At 60.8% G+C, this 14,772-nt stretch carries 16 protein-coding genes and 1 pseudogene; 4 read left to right on the top strand and 13 right to left on the bottom strand.

The window, feature by feature from the left end:
- Positions 1-74 precede the first annotated feature (74 nt).
- The 3 genes and pseudogenes from ACSQ9D_RS09050 (at position 75) to ACSQ9D_RS09060 (ending at position 1,693) form a co-directional block, all read left to right on the top strand.
- Positions 75-862 (top strand): annotated as a pseudogene (locus ACSQ9D_RS09050) (helix-turn-helix domain-containing protein).
- A gap of 69 nt (positions 863-931) precedes the next feature.
- Entirely contained in the window at positions 932-1,330 is a 399-nt protein-coding gene (locus tag ACSQ9D_RS09055; RefSeq protein WP_047519588.1) for a polyketide cyclase, read from the top strand.
- A gap of 9 nt (positions 1,331-1,339) precedes the next feature.
- On the top strand, positions 1,340-1,693 hold the full coding sequence (locus tag ACSQ9D_RS09060; protein ID WP_037123817.1) for a VOC family protein: 354 nt from the start codon (positions 1,340-1,342) through the stop codon (positions 1,691-1,693).
- Here ACSQ9D_RS09060 and ACSQ9D_RS09065 read toward each other — a convergent pair whose 3' ends face one another.
- The 13 genes from ACSQ9D_RS09065 to ACSQ9D_RS09125 all read right to left on the bottom strand — a co-directional run bounded on the left by ACSQ9D_RS09065 (position 1,694) and on the right by ACSQ9D_RS09125 (position 13,865).
- A complete protein-coding gene (locus ACSQ9D_RS09065; protein ID WP_436281949.1) occupies positions 1,694-2,413 on the bottom strand; it encodes a PAS domain-containing protein in 720 nt (239 codons plus the stop codon).
- A 184-nt stretch (positions 2,414-2,597) separates the two neighbouring features.
- The gene (locus ACSQ9D_RS09070) at positions 2,598-3,530 is read right to left on the bottom strand and encodes a lipid A biosynthesis lauroyl acyltransferase (protein WP_436281950.1); all 933 of its coding nucleotides are present in this window, start codon (positions 3,528-3,530) and stop codon (positions 2,598-2,600) included.
- A gap of 4 nt (positions 3,531-3,534) precedes the next feature.
- Complete coding sequence (locus tag ACSQ9D_RS09075) at positions 3,535-4,563, bottom strand: zinc-binding dehydrogenase (RefSeq protein ID WP_436281951.1); 1,029 nt, start codon at positions 4,561-4,563, stop codon at positions 3,535-3,537.
- Positions 4,564-4,617: 54 nt separating this feature from the next.
- Positions 4,618-5,904, bottom strand: coding sequence for a beta-ketoacyl-ACP synthase (locus ACSQ9D_RS09080; RefSeq protein WP_037123809.1), 1,287 nt, complete (start codon positions 5,902-5,904; stop codon positions 4,618-4,620).
- An 11-nt stretch (positions 5,905-5,915) separates the two neighbouring features.
- Positions 5,916-7,112: a beta-ketoacyl-ACP synthase gene (locus ACSQ9D_RS09085; RefSeq protein WP_436281952.1), complete on the bottom strand. Its 1,197-nt coding sequence runs from the start codon at positions 7,110-7,112 to the stop codon at positions 5,916-5,918.
- On the bottom strand, positions 7,109-7,591 hold the full coding sequence (locus ACSQ9D_RS09090; protein WP_436281953.1) for a 3-hydroxyacyl-ACP dehydratase FabZ family protein: 483 nt from the start codon (positions 7,589-7,591) through the stop codon (positions 7,109-7,111). Before ACSQ9D_RS09090 ends, ACSQ9D_RS09085 begins: the two co-directional genes overlap by 4 nt.
- A 113-nt stretch (positions 7,592-7,704) precedes the next feature.
- The gene (locus tag ACSQ9D_RS09095; protein WP_007533215.1) at positions 7,705-7,983 is read right to left on the bottom strand and encodes an acyl carrier protein; all 279 of its coding nucleotides are present in this window, start codon (positions 7,981-7,983) and stop codon (positions 7,705-7,707) included.
- A 171-nt stretch (positions 7,984-8,154) separates the two neighbouring features.
- On the bottom strand, positions 8,155-9,135 hold the full coding sequence (cbiB, locus tag ACSQ9D_RS09100; protein ID WP_436281954.1) for an adenosylcobinamide-phosphate synthase CbiB: 981 nt from the start codon (positions 9,133-9,135) through the stop codon (positions 8,155-8,157).
- Positions 9,132-10,136, bottom strand: coding sequence for a threonine-phosphate decarboxylase CobD (gene cobD / locus ACSQ9D_RS09105; protein ID WP_436281955.1), 1,005 nt, complete (start codon positions 10,134-10,136; stop codon positions 9,132-9,134). Before cobD ends, cbiB begins: the two co-directional genes overlap by 4 nt.
- Positions 10,133-11,440, bottom strand: coding sequence for a cobyrinate a,c-diamide synthase (locus tag ACSQ9D_RS09110; protein WP_436281956.1), 1,308 nt, complete (start codon positions 11,438-11,440; stop codon positions 10,133-10,135). Before ACSQ9D_RS09110 ends, cobD begins: the two co-directional genes overlap by 4 nt.
- The gene (gene cobA, locus ACSQ9D_RS09115) at positions 11,437-12,273 is read right to left on the bottom strand and encodes a uroporphyrinogen-III C-methyltransferase (protein WP_197066015.1); all 837 of its coding nucleotides are present in this window, start codon (positions 12,271-12,273) and stop codon (positions 11,437-11,439) included. The genes ACSQ9D_RS09110 and cobA overlap by 4 nt, the downstream gene beginning before the upstream one ends.
- A 147-nt stretch (positions 12,274-12,420) precedes the next feature.
- Positions 12,421-13,371, bottom strand: coding sequence for a nucleoside hydrolase (locus ACSQ9D_RS09120; RefSeq protein ID WP_436281957.1), 951 nt, complete (start codon positions 13,369-13,371; stop codon positions 12,421-12,423).
- 74 nt (positions 13,372-13,445) lie between these two features.
- Positions 13,446-13,865: a cobalamin biosynthesis protein gene (locus ACSQ9D_RS09125; RefSeq protein ID WP_436281958.1), complete on the bottom strand. Its 420-nt coding sequence runs from the start codon at positions 13,863-13,865 to the stop codon at positions 13,446-13,448.
- A gap of 102 nt (positions 13,866-13,967) precedes the next feature.
- Between ACSQ9D_RS09125 and ACSQ9D_RS09130 the strand changes: the two genes are divergently transcribed.
- Entirely contained in the window at positions 13,968-14,753 is a 786-nt protein-coding gene (locus ACSQ9D_RS09130) for a TSUP family transporter (RefSeq protein WP_436281959.1), read from the top strand.
- The last annotated feature ends 19 nt before the right edge of the window (positions 14,754-14,772 follow it).

A 14,772-nucleotide genomic window follows, 5' to 3' on the forward strand; every position in this document is an offset into this window, starting at 1 on the left:
CTTCGAATCGGCCTCGTATTGCCGGCACTGCAAACTAAGCCATATTCCCTCTTGGTCCCACAGGAAGAGAACGGATGAGCAGCGCAGCACCACAAGAGGATGCCGTTCTGGCCACACGCGCTGGCCGATACAGGGAGTATGCGCCCTCGCCTGTGCTTGGACCCCATTTTTGCTGCCTTTGGTCACATGATATCCGTGACGGAGCCAATCAGAGGATCGCGATCGTGCCGGACGCTATTGCGACATCGTCTGGATGGGCGGCAGGCTTGTGGTCGCAGGGCCGGACCGCAGCAGTGCTTTCCCGTTCCTTGCCGGTGGCGAGAGAATAATGGGCGCGCGCTTCGCCCCGGGCGCAGCGGCCGAGTGGCTCAAGGTGCCGCTCTGCGACATCGTCGGCCAGTCAATTCCTCTGGAGGATTTCTGGGGCGCGCCGGCGCTGAGATTGAATGAATTGCTGAGCGGCTGTGCCGAACCGCATGAACGGCTGCTGCAGTTGAAGGCGGCGCTCGAGCAGAAAGCCACCAAACGCCAGCCACCGGCAAGCGATATGGGCTCAGTATTTGCGCGGGCGAGCGATATTTCGAAGTCCGAGAACGTGGCCGATGTGATGCTCGACGAACTCTCCATCGGCGCGCGCCAGCTTCGCCGACGTTGCCACACTCATTTCGGCTACGGGCCGAAGACGCTCGTCCGAATTCGCCGGTTTCAGGGCATGCTCGGCCTCTGCCGGAGCAGCAAGGTCCTTCCGCTCGCGGCGTTGGCCGTAGCGGCCGGCTATGCCGATCAGGCTCATATGACCCGCGACGCACGGGAAATCTCCACGCTGACACCAATGCAGCTTCAGCAACAGATAGCCGGCTGAATGTCCGTTTTCTTCAATACGAAACGGTCTGTTCTGCTATCTCCATTTAGAGCAATACGGGAAAGCGCCATGTCTACGATGCCCGCAAGGATCATTCACCGTTCCATCGACAGGAATTGGCGTGACGTATATGCATTTGCCGCCGCCCCGGAGAATATGCCGCTCTGGGCGTCAGGATTGGCCTCAGGGCTGGAGCGCAACGGCGATGACTGGATTGCCACAGGCGCGCTCGGCACGGTGAAGGTCAGTTTCGTCCCGCACAACGAGTTCGGCGTCATCGACCATACGGTGACGATCGAGAGCGGATTGCGCGTCTACAACGCTCTCCGGATCGTGCCAAACGGCGACGGCTGCGAGGTCATGTTCACGCTGGTGCGTATCCCGGGCATGACGGATGAGCAGTTCGAGGCCGATGCCGCCCATATCGCGAAAGATCTCGCGGCATTGAAGGCATTGATGGAAGGATAGGAGACAATCATGACGGCAGCAACGGACGACCGACGCATCGACTATGTCGAATTCAACGTCGGCAATATAGAAGCCTCCAAGGCATTCTACGGCAGGGCTTTCGGCTGGTCTTTTACCGACTACGGCCCCGAGTACTGCGAATTCGATGACGGACGACTAAAAGGTGGCTTTACGACGCTGGGCACTCCGAGGCCTGGCGGACCGCTCGTGATCCTTTATGCGCACGATCTGGAAGCCGCCCTTTCAAGCGTGGAAGGTGCCGGCGGAAAAATAGTTCGCCCGATCACCGGCTTTCCCGGCGGTCGCCGGTTTCACTTCAGCGACCCGAATGGGTATGAGCTTGCCGTGTGGACGAAGAGTTGATTAGGCAGCGACGGTCGAGGCCGTCGCCCCCGCATGCTGGAGAATGATAAGCGCCCCGATCACGCCCCCTGAGGAATCGTGCAGCGGCGACATGCGACAGCGAACCGTCTTCACGGCGTCGCTGTCGCGGCGTTCGTAAGCGTAATCGCTCCCGCACCCGGCAAAACAAGCGTCGAGCTTCGCCTTCGCGCCCTCGTAAAAGCGCTTATCGCCAATGAACTCGATCACGTGACGGCCGATCATATCGATCGGCTTCCTGCCGAGATATGCCGAGTTGACCGTGTTGGAATAGAGATAGCGATAATCCCGCGTCAGCACCGCGACGCGGTCCGGTATCGCCTCCAGGATCGCGGCATTCAGGAAGTTGCCGTTGTCGACGTTCGGCGTAAACGCAAGGGGGGCAGCCACAGGCAGCCGCTCGACGGGCGGCATGCGCCAACGCGGTGTCGCTCCGCCGAAGTACTTTTCCAGAAGGTCGCAAAGCAGCGCGACATAGGCGCGCACAGATTCGCTGTCTTCAGAATACTGGTCGATAAGGCAGCCGACGAACTCGAGCTGCGTATGAACTTCGAGAATATTTGCGGCTTTGTATCCAAGGATAGCATCGACAAGAGGCTCGATTGAGCAATCGAGCGTGTTGACGCGCGCATCGTCGCCCGCAGCGATTGCTGCGTCGATCTGCGCACAACACAATGAGAACGCCCGAAAAAGCCCTAGCAAGACGCCTCCAATGCATTCCTTAAGGGAATGCGACCGAGAGATCGGCTGAGCTTGCGTTACGGAAGTTGAAACCGCCGACGCCTAGCCACTCGCCTTGATGGTAATCGGTAACATGACGCATGTTCATATTCAATGAACGCATGCCCCTCTTTTTCAATGATAAGATGTAGGGATCGACGCCGGCCTACAGCACGTCGTGCTTTATCTTCCAACGATCGTGATACCAGAGCCACTGTTCGGGATATTCCCGCACCCAGCTTTCCACCTTGTCGTTTAGGAGTTGCGCCGTCGCGACCATATCGAGATTGCCGTTGGCATCCCGAGGCATCTCAATCTTCGGCTCGATTTCCAGCCGATAGCGGTTGCCCGGCAGCCGGATGCAGCGCGCCGGATAAACCTCGCAGTTGAACTGGCGCACGAGCTTGCCGAGCAGCGGGTTGGTCTTCACATCGAGCCCGAAGAACTTGGTGTTCAGACCTTTGCGGAACTTCTGATCGACCAGCACGCCCACGCCCTGCCCGGCCTCCAACTGCCGCGCCAACGCAAAAGACGAGCCGGCGTGAGACGGCACCAGCTTACCCATTCGGGCGCTCCGAAAATCAAAAACTTTCTGCGCGACATACGGATTGTTCGGCGGACGGAAGAGGACGGACACATAGAGACCGAACGCCGCGCCGGCCACCGGCAGCAGTTCGAAATTGCTTGTATGCCCTGTGAAAACGATAAACGGTCGCGGATTGTCGCGCAGATCGAGGAAGATCGGTATCCCCGAGACTTCCACCCTGCCCGGTTCATTGCGTTCAGGATCGAAGTCGAACAGCCTGTCGAGGAATACATACTCGGCAGCAAGCCGCCCCATGTTTCCCCAACTCGCCAACGCAATCTCCTGGATCTCCGCCTCGCTCTTCTCAGGAAAGGCGTTGCGGAGATTGGCGAGCATCAGGCGGTGGCGCTTCATGCGTGGCCCGAGTTTGCGCGTCAGCCAATCCGCAAAGTTGATCGCACCGTCGGCGGGAAACAGCTTCAGGAAGTTCAGGAAACCGAACATGGTCTGCGCGATCAACCACTGGCGAAAGTGATCGAGCGCAAGGACGATCCGCGTGATGAAGAGCTTCAAGGGCTCAATCCATCTTGAGGATGATTTTGCCGAAGATCTGACGCGATTCCATCCGCTCCAATGCGCGGTCGATGTCAGCGAAGCTTACTTCGGTGTCGATGACAGGATGGACCAGTCCGCGCGCCATCTTCTGCATGGCGTCAGCCATGTTCTCCATACGGCAACCAAAGGAGCCGAGCAGCTTCAGCTGTTGCTGGAAGAGCATCATAAGGTTGATGTCGGTAGAAACGCCGGAGGTCGAACCGCAGGTGACAAGACGGCCGCCGCGCTTCATCGAGAGCATCGAACCGGCCCACGTATCCTTGCCGACGTGCTCGAAAACGACGTCGACGCCCTTCTTCTTGGTCAGCTTGCGGACGACGCCTTCGAAGCGGTCGGTGCGGTAGTTGATGACGTGATCGGCGCCGAGCGCCTTGGCTTTCTCGATCTTGTCGTCGGAGCCGACAGTCGTGATGACGGTGCAGCCGATCTTTTTGGCCAGCTGGATCGCCGCAGTGCCGATGCCGGAGCCGCCCGCGTGCACCAGGATGGTTTCACCCGGCTCGAGCTTTGCGTTGTCAAACAGCATGTGCTCGACCGTTCCAAAGGTTACCGGAGCAAGTGCCGCACCGATGGCGTCGACGCCGGGAGGTGCCGGAACGAGCAGGCGTGCCGGCAGGTTCACCTTCTCCTGCGCGAAACCATCGAGATGGAAACCATGAACGCCGGAAACATGTTCGCAGAGATTGTCGCGTCCCTCGCGGCACGGACGGCAGAGGCCGCAGGTGCGCGCGCCGTAGATCGAGACCAGCTGGCCAGGCAGGACATTGGCAACGCCGGGTCCGATCGATTCGACAACGCCCGCAGCTTCCGCACCGATAACGAGCGGCATCTTGCGTTTCGCAAACGCCATGCCGCGCCAGCCCCAGACGTCGATGTGATTGAGAGCCACTGCCTTGACGCGCAGTGTAACCTCACCTGCGCCCGGAGCCTCGGGTTCCGGCAGGTCGGTGATCTCAAGCTTGCGATCGTCAATCAGTTGCAAAGCGCGCATAGCAAAGTCCTTCGCCGCGAGGGCGTTCTATCTCGATGTTTTGTTGGGAACCGATTAAGCCGGTTCGAGCGCCATGACAAGGCTGGCGTTCTGCCCGCCGAAGCCGAAGGAGTTGGACAGTACGGCGCTGACCTGGCTCTCCCGCTTCTTGTTGGGCACCACGTCGATAACGATCGATGGATCGGGGTTGGTGTAGTTGATCGTCGGCGGCAACGTGCCGGTCAGCATCGTCTGCAACGAGAACACCGCTTCAACCGCACCGGCGGCCGTCAGCGTGTGGCCGATCATCGACTTGTTGGACGACAGCGGAATGGACGCCATCCGCTCACCGAATACCGCCAGCATGGAGGCATATTCCATCTTGTCGTTTTCAGGCGTCGAGGTGCCATGCGCATTGATGTAGCCGATATCGCCCTCACCCATGCCGGCATCGGCCAGCGCTGCGCGGATCGTCGCGATCGCCGGACCGCCATCCGGAGAGGAACGGGTGCGGTGGAAGGAGTCGGCCTTTTCGCCGGCGCCCTTCATGATGCCGAGAATCTTCGCGCCGCGCGCGACGGCCGCTTCGAGAGATTCCAGCACCAAGGTGGCGGCGCCTTCGGCGATGACGAAGCCGTCGCGATCCTTGCTGAACGGCTTGGAGGCCTTGGTCGGCGGATCGTTTTGCGTGGAGAGTGCCGAAAGCAGCGAAAAGCGGATGAGTGCCTCTGCGCTTACCGAGCCGTCGGTCGCGACAGCGAGTGCGCGCGAGGTGCGGCCCTGGCGGATTGCCTCGATGCCGAGCTGGATCGCCGTCGCCCCCGACGCACAGGCCGTCGACAGCGTTACCGGCAGGCCGCGTGTGCCGAACCGATCAGCAAGGCGTTCGGAAATTGCACCGAACAGCGATGCCTCATGGAAAGCAGCATCAGGACGCTGGCGCATGGCAGCCAGGAACCGGTCATAGGCGTCTCCGGCGTGATCGGCCGGCGGCGAACGGTCGGCGAGTTCGAAACGCGCACTCCATTCCGGTTCGATCGGCGGCGCGGCCAGGAACAGCGGTCCGTCAAAATCACCGCTGATACCAGCATCGGCGAGCGCTTCGATCGTGGTTTCCCGGGCGAACGCATAGGAGCGTTCGACAGCGTTTGCGACCGGAATGTCGATGAAATCGACGGTGCCAGCGATGCGGGTCGAAAGCCCCTCGGTCGGAAAGCGATTGATCGCATGAATGCCTGAGGTACCGGCCGTCAGTGCCGACCAGTTGTCCTTCAGGCCCTGCCCCAGCGAGGTAATGATACCGACACCCGTCACTGCGACGATCGGGCGGCCTAGGTGATCCTTGTAAGCCGAATCTTTCATTTGCACACTCCTCACGCTTCGGCGGAAAGAACCGCGACGCCTTCGCCGCGCTGATGACCGACTGTCGTAACGATGGCTGCCTTGGTCGCGGCGCCCATCGGCTTTTCGTGGGTCGGGTCGAAGACCGGGACCTTCGCCTTGCTGTCGATGGCCAATGCCGCCAGCGCCAGACCGAGCGTGAAATGCGCCTCAAGTCCATGGCCGGTAACGCCGCCGAAACCGCGGATAGCCGCGCCTGGCAGATGACGTTCGAGAACCGCCTTTTCGCGCCTCGCCAAGTCGGGAATACCTGTCGAGCCGGAGAAGATCGCCGTGGTTTCCGCCGGAACGTCGACCGCGGCTTCCAGCAATCGCTCGAGGCGCTTCTCAAGATTGCCGGGATTGCGATTGCCGCGATCGCCTTCGATGGAGGACATCGACGCGTAGATATGCGCGCCGCGTGCCTCAGCATGGGCGCGCGATTCCAGAACGAGGAATGCGCCGAGCGAGCCGGAAATGACACCGCCCTGGTCGCGCGACCAGAGCGGCTGCCATTCGTTGCGGCTGTGGGAGTTGATGGCTTCGAACAAGAGCACCATGTCCAGACGCTCCGCCGAGAAAGCTCCGCCAACCAGGGCGTGCGTCGATTCACCCGACTTGATACGATAGAAGGCCGTTTCGACTGCCGAAATGCCGGCAGATTCTTCGCCCATGAAGGTCCGCGAAGAGCCCGTTACCTTATGGACGATGGAAATGTTGCCGGCGAGCAGATTGGACAGCTGCGCCAGAAAGAGCGTCGGACGCAACTCCGTCGTCAGCTTCTCGTTCAGAAGAACCTCACGGTCGTTGCGCTTCAGGCCCTCGTCAACAATCAACGTATCGACGTTGATGTCGCGCTCGCCGCCGCCAGCCGCGACGATCATATCCATGCTGCCGCAGGCTTCCGCATCATCCTTGAAGCCGGCGTCATCGAGGGCGAGGCCGGCTGCAAAGACACCGATGCGCTGCCAGTTTTCCATTTGCCGCTGATCGCCGCGCTTGGCAATCTGCTGCGACCAATCGATCTCCGGCAGCGGGTGGACCGGATACGGCTTGAACTTCTCAAGCTCGACGATCGTCTGAGGCGCGCCCTCGGCGTTGAGCAACGCAACATGCGGCTCCTTGCCGACGCCCTGGCACGTTACAATGCCGACGCCCGTGATCACGACATCATTCTGAGCCTTGCTCATCCATTCACTCCCTGCGCAGCGATCGCATCCATCAGGCCAACTTCACCGGCACGTTTCTTGACGATATCCCCGAGCGGAACTTCGCTGAAAGGCATTGTCCGCAGCTTCAGCTGCGCGTCGCAAACCTTCTTGCCGCCGCTTGTGATCTTCGCCTTGGTTACCGCAAATCCCGAGCCGTCATGCTCCAGAAATGCCTCGATATCCAGTACCGCCTCCGGTTCAACGAAGGTACGCATCTTGGCGCCGTCGACGGACATCAGGAACGGCATGGCCGCAAAATCAGTGGCCGCCAGCACGAGCATGCCGGATGCCTGCGCCATCGTTTCGATCAGCAGCACGCCGGGAACCAGGGGCATACCGGGAAAATGACCTTCGAAGACCGGGCTTTTCGCCGGCACGACGGAGCGCGCCCTGAGCGTCCCCTTCTGAAGGTCGACCGCCTCGATGCGGTCTATCATCTGGAAGTATTCCAGTAGCATCGGATCCTCCGGCCACAAGGACACCTTGCCCCGCGGCTAGGCCTACTTAGGAACGAAACCGCCCGGCCGCCAGGTTAACAGCGGCAGGGCGGAGAAAAAGATGACGGTGCCGATCAGGCCTTGGCGGCGCGCAGCTCGTCGATCTTGGCACAGAGGTTCTTCAGCACGAAATATTCTTCCGTGGAAACCTTGCCTTCGTTGACTTCCTGTGTCCACTTCTCGAGCGGGATCTTGATGCCGAATTCCTTGTCGATCGCAAAGACGATATCGAGGAAATCGAGGCTGTCGATACCGAGGTCGTCGATCGTATGGCTCTCCGGCTTGATCGTATCGCGATCGATCTCGCTGGTTTCTGCAATGATGTCGGCAACTTTATCGAATGTAGCGGTCACGCCTTTACCTCATGAAATGACGATTTAACCCTCCTCATAGGCAAATCCATTTCAAAAGCCAATGCTTTCATCCGTCTCGGCACGCAATTTGCAAGACCAGTGTTGCTTAAACAGCAGTGCATAACGCGCCGTTTGTCGCGCAATGCATTGGCAAAACACCCCTGTTTGCGCTTAGAGCAGCACTAGGAAAAGAACCAAGGCGGCCGCGGCAAGGATTGAACAGCTCGCATAGAAGACCGAGACGCCATCTTCGATATCGGCCACCGTTGCCGAATCGCGCCCGCCACCGTTGATCATCGGCTCCATGACGACAACCCCGGAATAAACGCGTGGTCCGGCGAGCTGCACATTCAGTGCCCCCGCCATTGCCGCCTCCGGTCGCCCGGAATTCGGTGAGCGATGCAGGCCCCCGTCGCGCGCGGCAATGCGCAGCGCCTCCCGGCAGGCTGTGCTTCCTCGCCGCAGCCAGGCTCCGGCCGCAATCAGGAGAATCGAAATGCGCGCCGCCGGCCAGTTGGCGAAGTCGTCCAGGCGCGCGGCCGCCCAGCCGAAATCGGCGTATCTCTCGGATTTGTGGCCGATCATCGAATCCGCCGTATTCAGCATCTTGTAGGCGAAGAGGCCGGGCAAGCCAAAAACGGCATACCATAGAGCTGGAGCAACCACGCCATCTGAAAAATTCTCGGCAAGGCTCTCAATCGCGGCGCGGCAGACGGCGGGCTCGTCCAGTGTTTCCGGATCCCGCCCGACGATTCGCGAAACAGCCAGTCGGCCACCGCCGAGGCCTCCGGTCTTCAACCCAGCGGCAACAGCTTCCACATGATCGGCAAGGCTCTTCTGCGCCATGAAGACGGCAACGCAAATGACTTCCAGGAGGATTCCAGGAAGGCCGAACAGCGAGAAGAACCAATGCAGCACAAGACCAGCCACACCGCTTAGGAACAAGAGACCGGCGATCGACCAGACGCCGTTGCGCCGACGATCGCGTTTGTGGAGCTCGGCTCGATTGAACATCCGGTCGACGCGGGAGATCGCGTTTCCGAACAGCACGACGGGGTGCGGTACCCGCATCCAGAGCGCATCTGGATCCCCGACAATCCTGTCGAGCAAAAGGGCCAGAACCAGCACGAGAAGGTTATGGTCGAGTGTCATGACGTATAACTCTGCAATGCATCCGAAAGCCGTTGGTCGCCAGCCGTATCGGCGGTGAGACCAAAACGCAACCAACGCGGCTGATAGTCGAATTTGCGGACCAGAATATGATGTTGGCAGAGATGCCGATGTAACTGGGCGGCCTGCTTATGGTCGACAAGCGCAAAGAGATCGGTTCCGCCAATAATGCGCAGACCGCCTTGATCGAGAATCTTGCGCAGCGCACCGGCCCTGTCTGAGATCCGAAGCTGTATCGGCGCGATGTCCGATCGGAGGAGGTCTACTGCGATCGAGAGAGCAGGACCGGACACAGCCCACGGGCCAAGCAAGCCTTCGATGCGCTCCACGATCGGCAGAGCGGCCACGACAAACCCAAGGCGCAACCCTGCCAGCCCGAAGAACTTGCCGAAAGAACGGGAGATGAGAACGTTCGGCATTTTCGAGGCAAGAGGGACCAGGCTCATCTGAGGGCATGTATCCCCGAAGGCTTCGTCCACAATGACAACACCACCCCTAGCCTTCATCTCTTCGCTGAGTGCGACGAGCCTCTCCGGAGCGTAGATGCGACCATCAGGGTTGTTCGGATTGACGATGACGACAACTGCGTGATCGGCTCTGACGTCATCCAGACCGGCGATAAGATCAACGGAACAGCCTGCCATCGGGAACGCGCGCTCATATTCGCCGTAGGTCGGGGCGAGAATCGCAACCCGCTTGCCGCCCCCGTCGAAAAGCCGCGGCAATAGCTGGATGAGGGATTGCGTGCCGGGAACAGGCAGCGGGAGAATGTCGCCGCTGCGATAATAGCTCTGCGCCGCCGCGCGCGCCTGATCAATCAGATGCCTGTCGGGCAGCCGGTGCCAGGCGCGCATCGGGATCTCGGGCACAGGCACCGGGCACGGATTGATTCCCGTTGAAAGATCAAGCCAGTGTTCTGCCTCGCCGCCGTAGATTGCAGCGGCAGCGGTGATGCCGCCTCCATGAACGATCGGGGCGTTCATCTTGCCCCCTCGGCAAGGTCGATCAGATGCATGTATGATCCCGCAATCTGTCCACGCTGAAGGCCGGCTTGCCCGAGGTCGTTGCCCAACGCATCCGTCACCTGAAACAGACGATCGGCCCCGCCCTCGGAAACCACGGCCGAATAGTGGAACTCGTGCGCGGTCATCAGCTGTTCGAAGTAGGCAGCGTTCAACGGCTTGACTCGCCGATAGCCGAGATGCCGTTTGCGCTCCTCGTAGCTGGTGACTACGGGCAAGAGACCGAGCATCTGATGACGCTCGCCGGCGACGTCAACCAGCCCTTCGCCGAGAACCATGTATCCGCCGCACTCTCCATAGATTCGCACGCCCTTTCCCGCGGCGTCGATAACCTTTGCCCTGAAGTTGCTGGCAGACGCGATCCGCCCGCAATGAAGCTCGGGATAGCCGCCTGGCAGATAGATCGCGTCTGCAGCGGGATCCGGCGCCTCGTCGGCAAGCGGCGAGAAGAACGAGATTTCGGCACCGCGCCGACGCCAGCCGAGAAGCATGTGCTCGTAGGAGAAAGCAAAGGCGACGTCGCGCGCCACGGCGATCCTGCTGCCGAGCGGTGGCAACCGGGCGATGTTGGCAGTAGATGGACGATTGAGCCCTTGACGCGCGATGCGCAGCAGGAATTCGAAATTGCATTCATCGGACACCGCATCCGCTGCATGCTCTATGAAGCTCTCGAGCGTCTGATGTTCTCCCGCCTGGACGAGACCGAGATGCCTTTCGGGAAGGGCGATGTCATTGTCGCGGCGGACGACGGCAACGATCGGCATGCGGACCGCATCAAGCGCCTTGCGAAGCATCATCTCATGGCGTTCACCCCCAACCTTGTTGAGAATCACGCCGGCGATGCGAACATCGGCCCGGAAGCCAGCAAATCCAGTCACCAGTGCCGCCACCGACTGCGACATATGCGAGGCATCGACGACGAAAACCACGGAAAGACCAAGCATGGCGGCAAGATCGGCTGCGGTCCCCTTCCCGTCGGTCGCTCCATCGAAGAGCCCCATCATCGCCTCGATGACGAGGATGCGGTCGCCGGAGCGATGCAGGGTCGCATTGGCGGCAATCAGTTCCGGGCGCATCGCCCATGGATCGAAGTTGAGACAGGCAACGCCGCTCGCCGCGGCATGAAAGGCCGGATCGATATAGTCGGGGCCCGCCTTGCCGGGTGCTATCGCAACACCGCGCCTTCGAAGCGCCCGTAGAAGCCCCAGCGTCACCGTCGTCTTGCCCGATCCGGAGGACGGGGCCGCAATCAACAAACCACTCATGCCGTCTCCCTGCTGTTGGAGTCCCGGAACGGATCAGAGCGCAACTTGCGTCCCGCAAGAGCACCCAGCCAATCAAGCGATTGCCTCAGCCGCACCACCTCCCCGACCACAACAATCGCCGGCGGCTCGAGCCCCGAGGCCGCCAAAGGTGCCTCGCCAAGTGTCGTTTCGAGCACTTGCTGATCGCCCGTCGATGCGTTGCAGACGAAGGCGACCGGTTCTTCCGGGGACCGCCCCGCTGCAATGAGATTTCTGCTGATCTGGGCGATATGCTTCATCGCCATATACATGACGATCACAGGCGAGGCCTTGCCGATGGCCTCCCAATTGATGGCATCCGGCACGATGCCTGAGGAGTCATGCCCCGTGAGGAATGTAACCGCGTGGTTGACATCCCTGTGCGTTACGGGAATGCCGGCATAGGCCAATCCGCCGATGCCGGCGGTGATGCCCGGAACGATGCGAAACGGAACATTGTGCTCGACCAGCGTCAACGCTTCCTCGCCGCCACGCCCGAAGACGAAGGGATCGCCGCCCTTGAGACGCAAGACGCGCATACCGGCGCGGGCAAGTTCAACCAACCTCAACGAAATGTCGCGCTGCTTGGCGGACGGCTTTCCACCTCGCTTTCCGGCATATTCCAGCAACGCGTCCGGCCGCGCGAGCTTCAGGCAATCGGCGTTCACAAGTGCATCGTGAACCACCACGTCGGCCTCCGCCAGCCCCTTGGCGGCAAGAAGCGTCAGCAATCCGGGCTCGCCCGGACCCGCACCAACAAGCCAGACGCTGCCCGGCTCAAGAGCCGGCAGCTGTGAAAAGGCAGCTTCGATCATTGGCATGATCTATGCTCCGCAGGTGGCGAGGTCAACGCCGCTGGGCAACAGAAAGATGTGAAAGGCAAGCTCTCTCAAACCCCTCTGTCGGTCCAACGGACGCACAAAGATTCGCGGCCCGACCGCGGCGCGACCGGGCGCAAGTTCTCACGCGCGCAGAACCGCATCGCGTATGAGAGTGATCACCCTTTCGGAGTCGATGCCAGTGCAGACAACCTGGCTTGGTAGGCCGTCCCAACCACCTGGCGGGAAGCGGCGGCCGTCCGGTTTCACAATCGTCTGTCCGTCGGCAATACCGCCGCAAACGACGCGAACCGGACCATGGATGGTCGAAAACAGCTCGGGAGCGACGACGTAGACACATGCACAACTGTCGTGAACCATCATCCCGTCTTCGACGGCGTGCTTGTAGAAATCAATGTAGTCCTGCGAAAGATCGTTCAGCAGCTTCACGGCGCGGTCGCCCTTGGCCGCAACGTCGGCGAGGTAGCTGCGGCTCATCGTCGTGATCGCGGTCACGTCGAGACCAATGACGGCGACCTTCCAGGGCGCGGTCAGGACGATGTCGGCCGCTTCCGGATCGCCATGGATGTTGGCTTCCGCGACCGGCGACACGTTGCCCGGAACGTAGAAGTTGCCGCCCATGATGACGACGTCCTTCACGAGACCGGCAATCTCCGGGTCCTCTTTGAGCGCCACGGCCAGGTTGGTCATGCGACCGACGGCAACCAGCCTGACCTCGCCCGGATTGGCGCGGACCGTATCGATGATGAAGCGGTGCGCAGGACGCGGATCGAGCGGCAGATCGATCGTTTCAGGCACCTTGATATTGCCGAGGCCGTTCTCGCCATGCACGAAGGTCGGCCACGCCCCTTCCCGACGCTCCGGATCGATCGTCACGCTCGCCCCCTTGGCGACGGGAGCAGGAATGTTCCATTCACGCTTCAGGAACAGCGCGTTGCGCGTCGTCGTCTCAACCGACGCGTTGCCGAAGACCGTCGTGATGCCGATCAGATCGATCTCGGGATGGCGGTGAAGGAAGAGCAGAGCCATTGCATCATCGACGCCCGGATCCGTGTCATAAATGACCTTGTGCATGAGTGTGCCTCTTTTCGTTATTGTCGTAGGGCAGCCGGACGGCGCCACGAAATCGGCGGCCACCATAGCGCCCGCTAATCTTTCTGCAACAGGGCACACGCAATCGCCGCAGTGGCACGGCGCGACTTGATCTTCGGGACGATGAGCTCCGCATGCGGTCCGATCACAGCCAGCGCAGCCGATTCGGCGACGCCGTGACATCCGACGCGGGCAAACACGATCGCCGAGGGATTTTTCAGCCGCGGCGTCTCTTCTTCGAGCCGTGCGGCAGCGAAGAATAAGAGCGGCGCACCGAGGTCACGCGTTACTGCAACGATCGCGGCTTCATTGATGCGAGTGTCGATGGTGGCGACGGCCGCTAGCTCGACTTGGTCAATGCCCGCTGCCGCCAATGCCGTACGGGCAAGCTCGTTTACCTCGTCCTCCGACGTTCCGCGCTCGCAGCCCAGACCGAGCACGTACCGGCGCGTCCTATCAAATACAATTCCAGTCACGTGCGACAATGAAACCGGCCCCTGTGTCCCTCGAGCCATTGCAGCAAGGGACCGGAAATGCAACATGCGTGCGCCGCATACTGCATTCCAGAGTTTCCTCCCTTGTCCGACCTTGCCCCTCATCTGCTCCTCATGCTGGCCGCAGCCGGCTTTTTCGCTGGATTCGTCGATTCCATCGCTGGCGGCGGAGGCCTCATCACGGTCCCGGCGATGTTGATTGCGGGTATTCCACCGCTGCAAACACTGGGCACCAACAAGGTGCAGTCGGTGTTCGGCGCAGCCTCCGCCACGATCGCCTATGCCCGAAACGGACATGTTCATCTGCGTACGCAGCTACCGATGGCGCTGATGGCAATCTTCGGCGGCTCCCTTGGAGCCGCTTTGGCAACGATCGTGCCTGGTGACGTACTGCGGGCAATCATGCCGGTCCTTCTTGTGGCGATCGCGCTCTATTTTGCGTTGAAGCCAAACCTGAACGACGTCGACAAGCATCGCCGCATGAGGCCCTTCGTCTTCGGCCTGACGCTGGTTCCGGCAATCGGATTCTACGACGGCGTCTTCGGTCCGGGCACCGGCTCCTTCTTCATGCTATCCTTCGTGTCGCTGGCCGGCTTCGGTATGCTAAAGGCCACGGCGCATACCAAGCTCCTGAATTTCGGCTCGAACATCGGCGCGCTCGTCGTCTTCGTCTCCTTCGGCGCGATCCTTTGGAAGATCGGGCTAATGATGGGCGTCTGCCAGTTCCTCGGGGCCCAGCTCGGCTCGCGGCTTGCGATGCGCACCGGCGCGCGCCTGATCAAGCCGCTGCTCGTCGTCGTCTGCGTCGCCTTCACGATCAAACTTCTGGCCGATCCAGCCAATCCGATCCGCGTCTGGCTGGAGATTTGACGCTGGCGCCCGGTGTGCC

The sequence above is a fragment of the Rhizobium sp. LjRoot258 genome, from assembly GCF_964254185.1.
GTDB lineage: Bacteria > Pseudomonadota > Alphaproteobacteria > Rhizobiales > Rhizobiaceae > Rhizobium.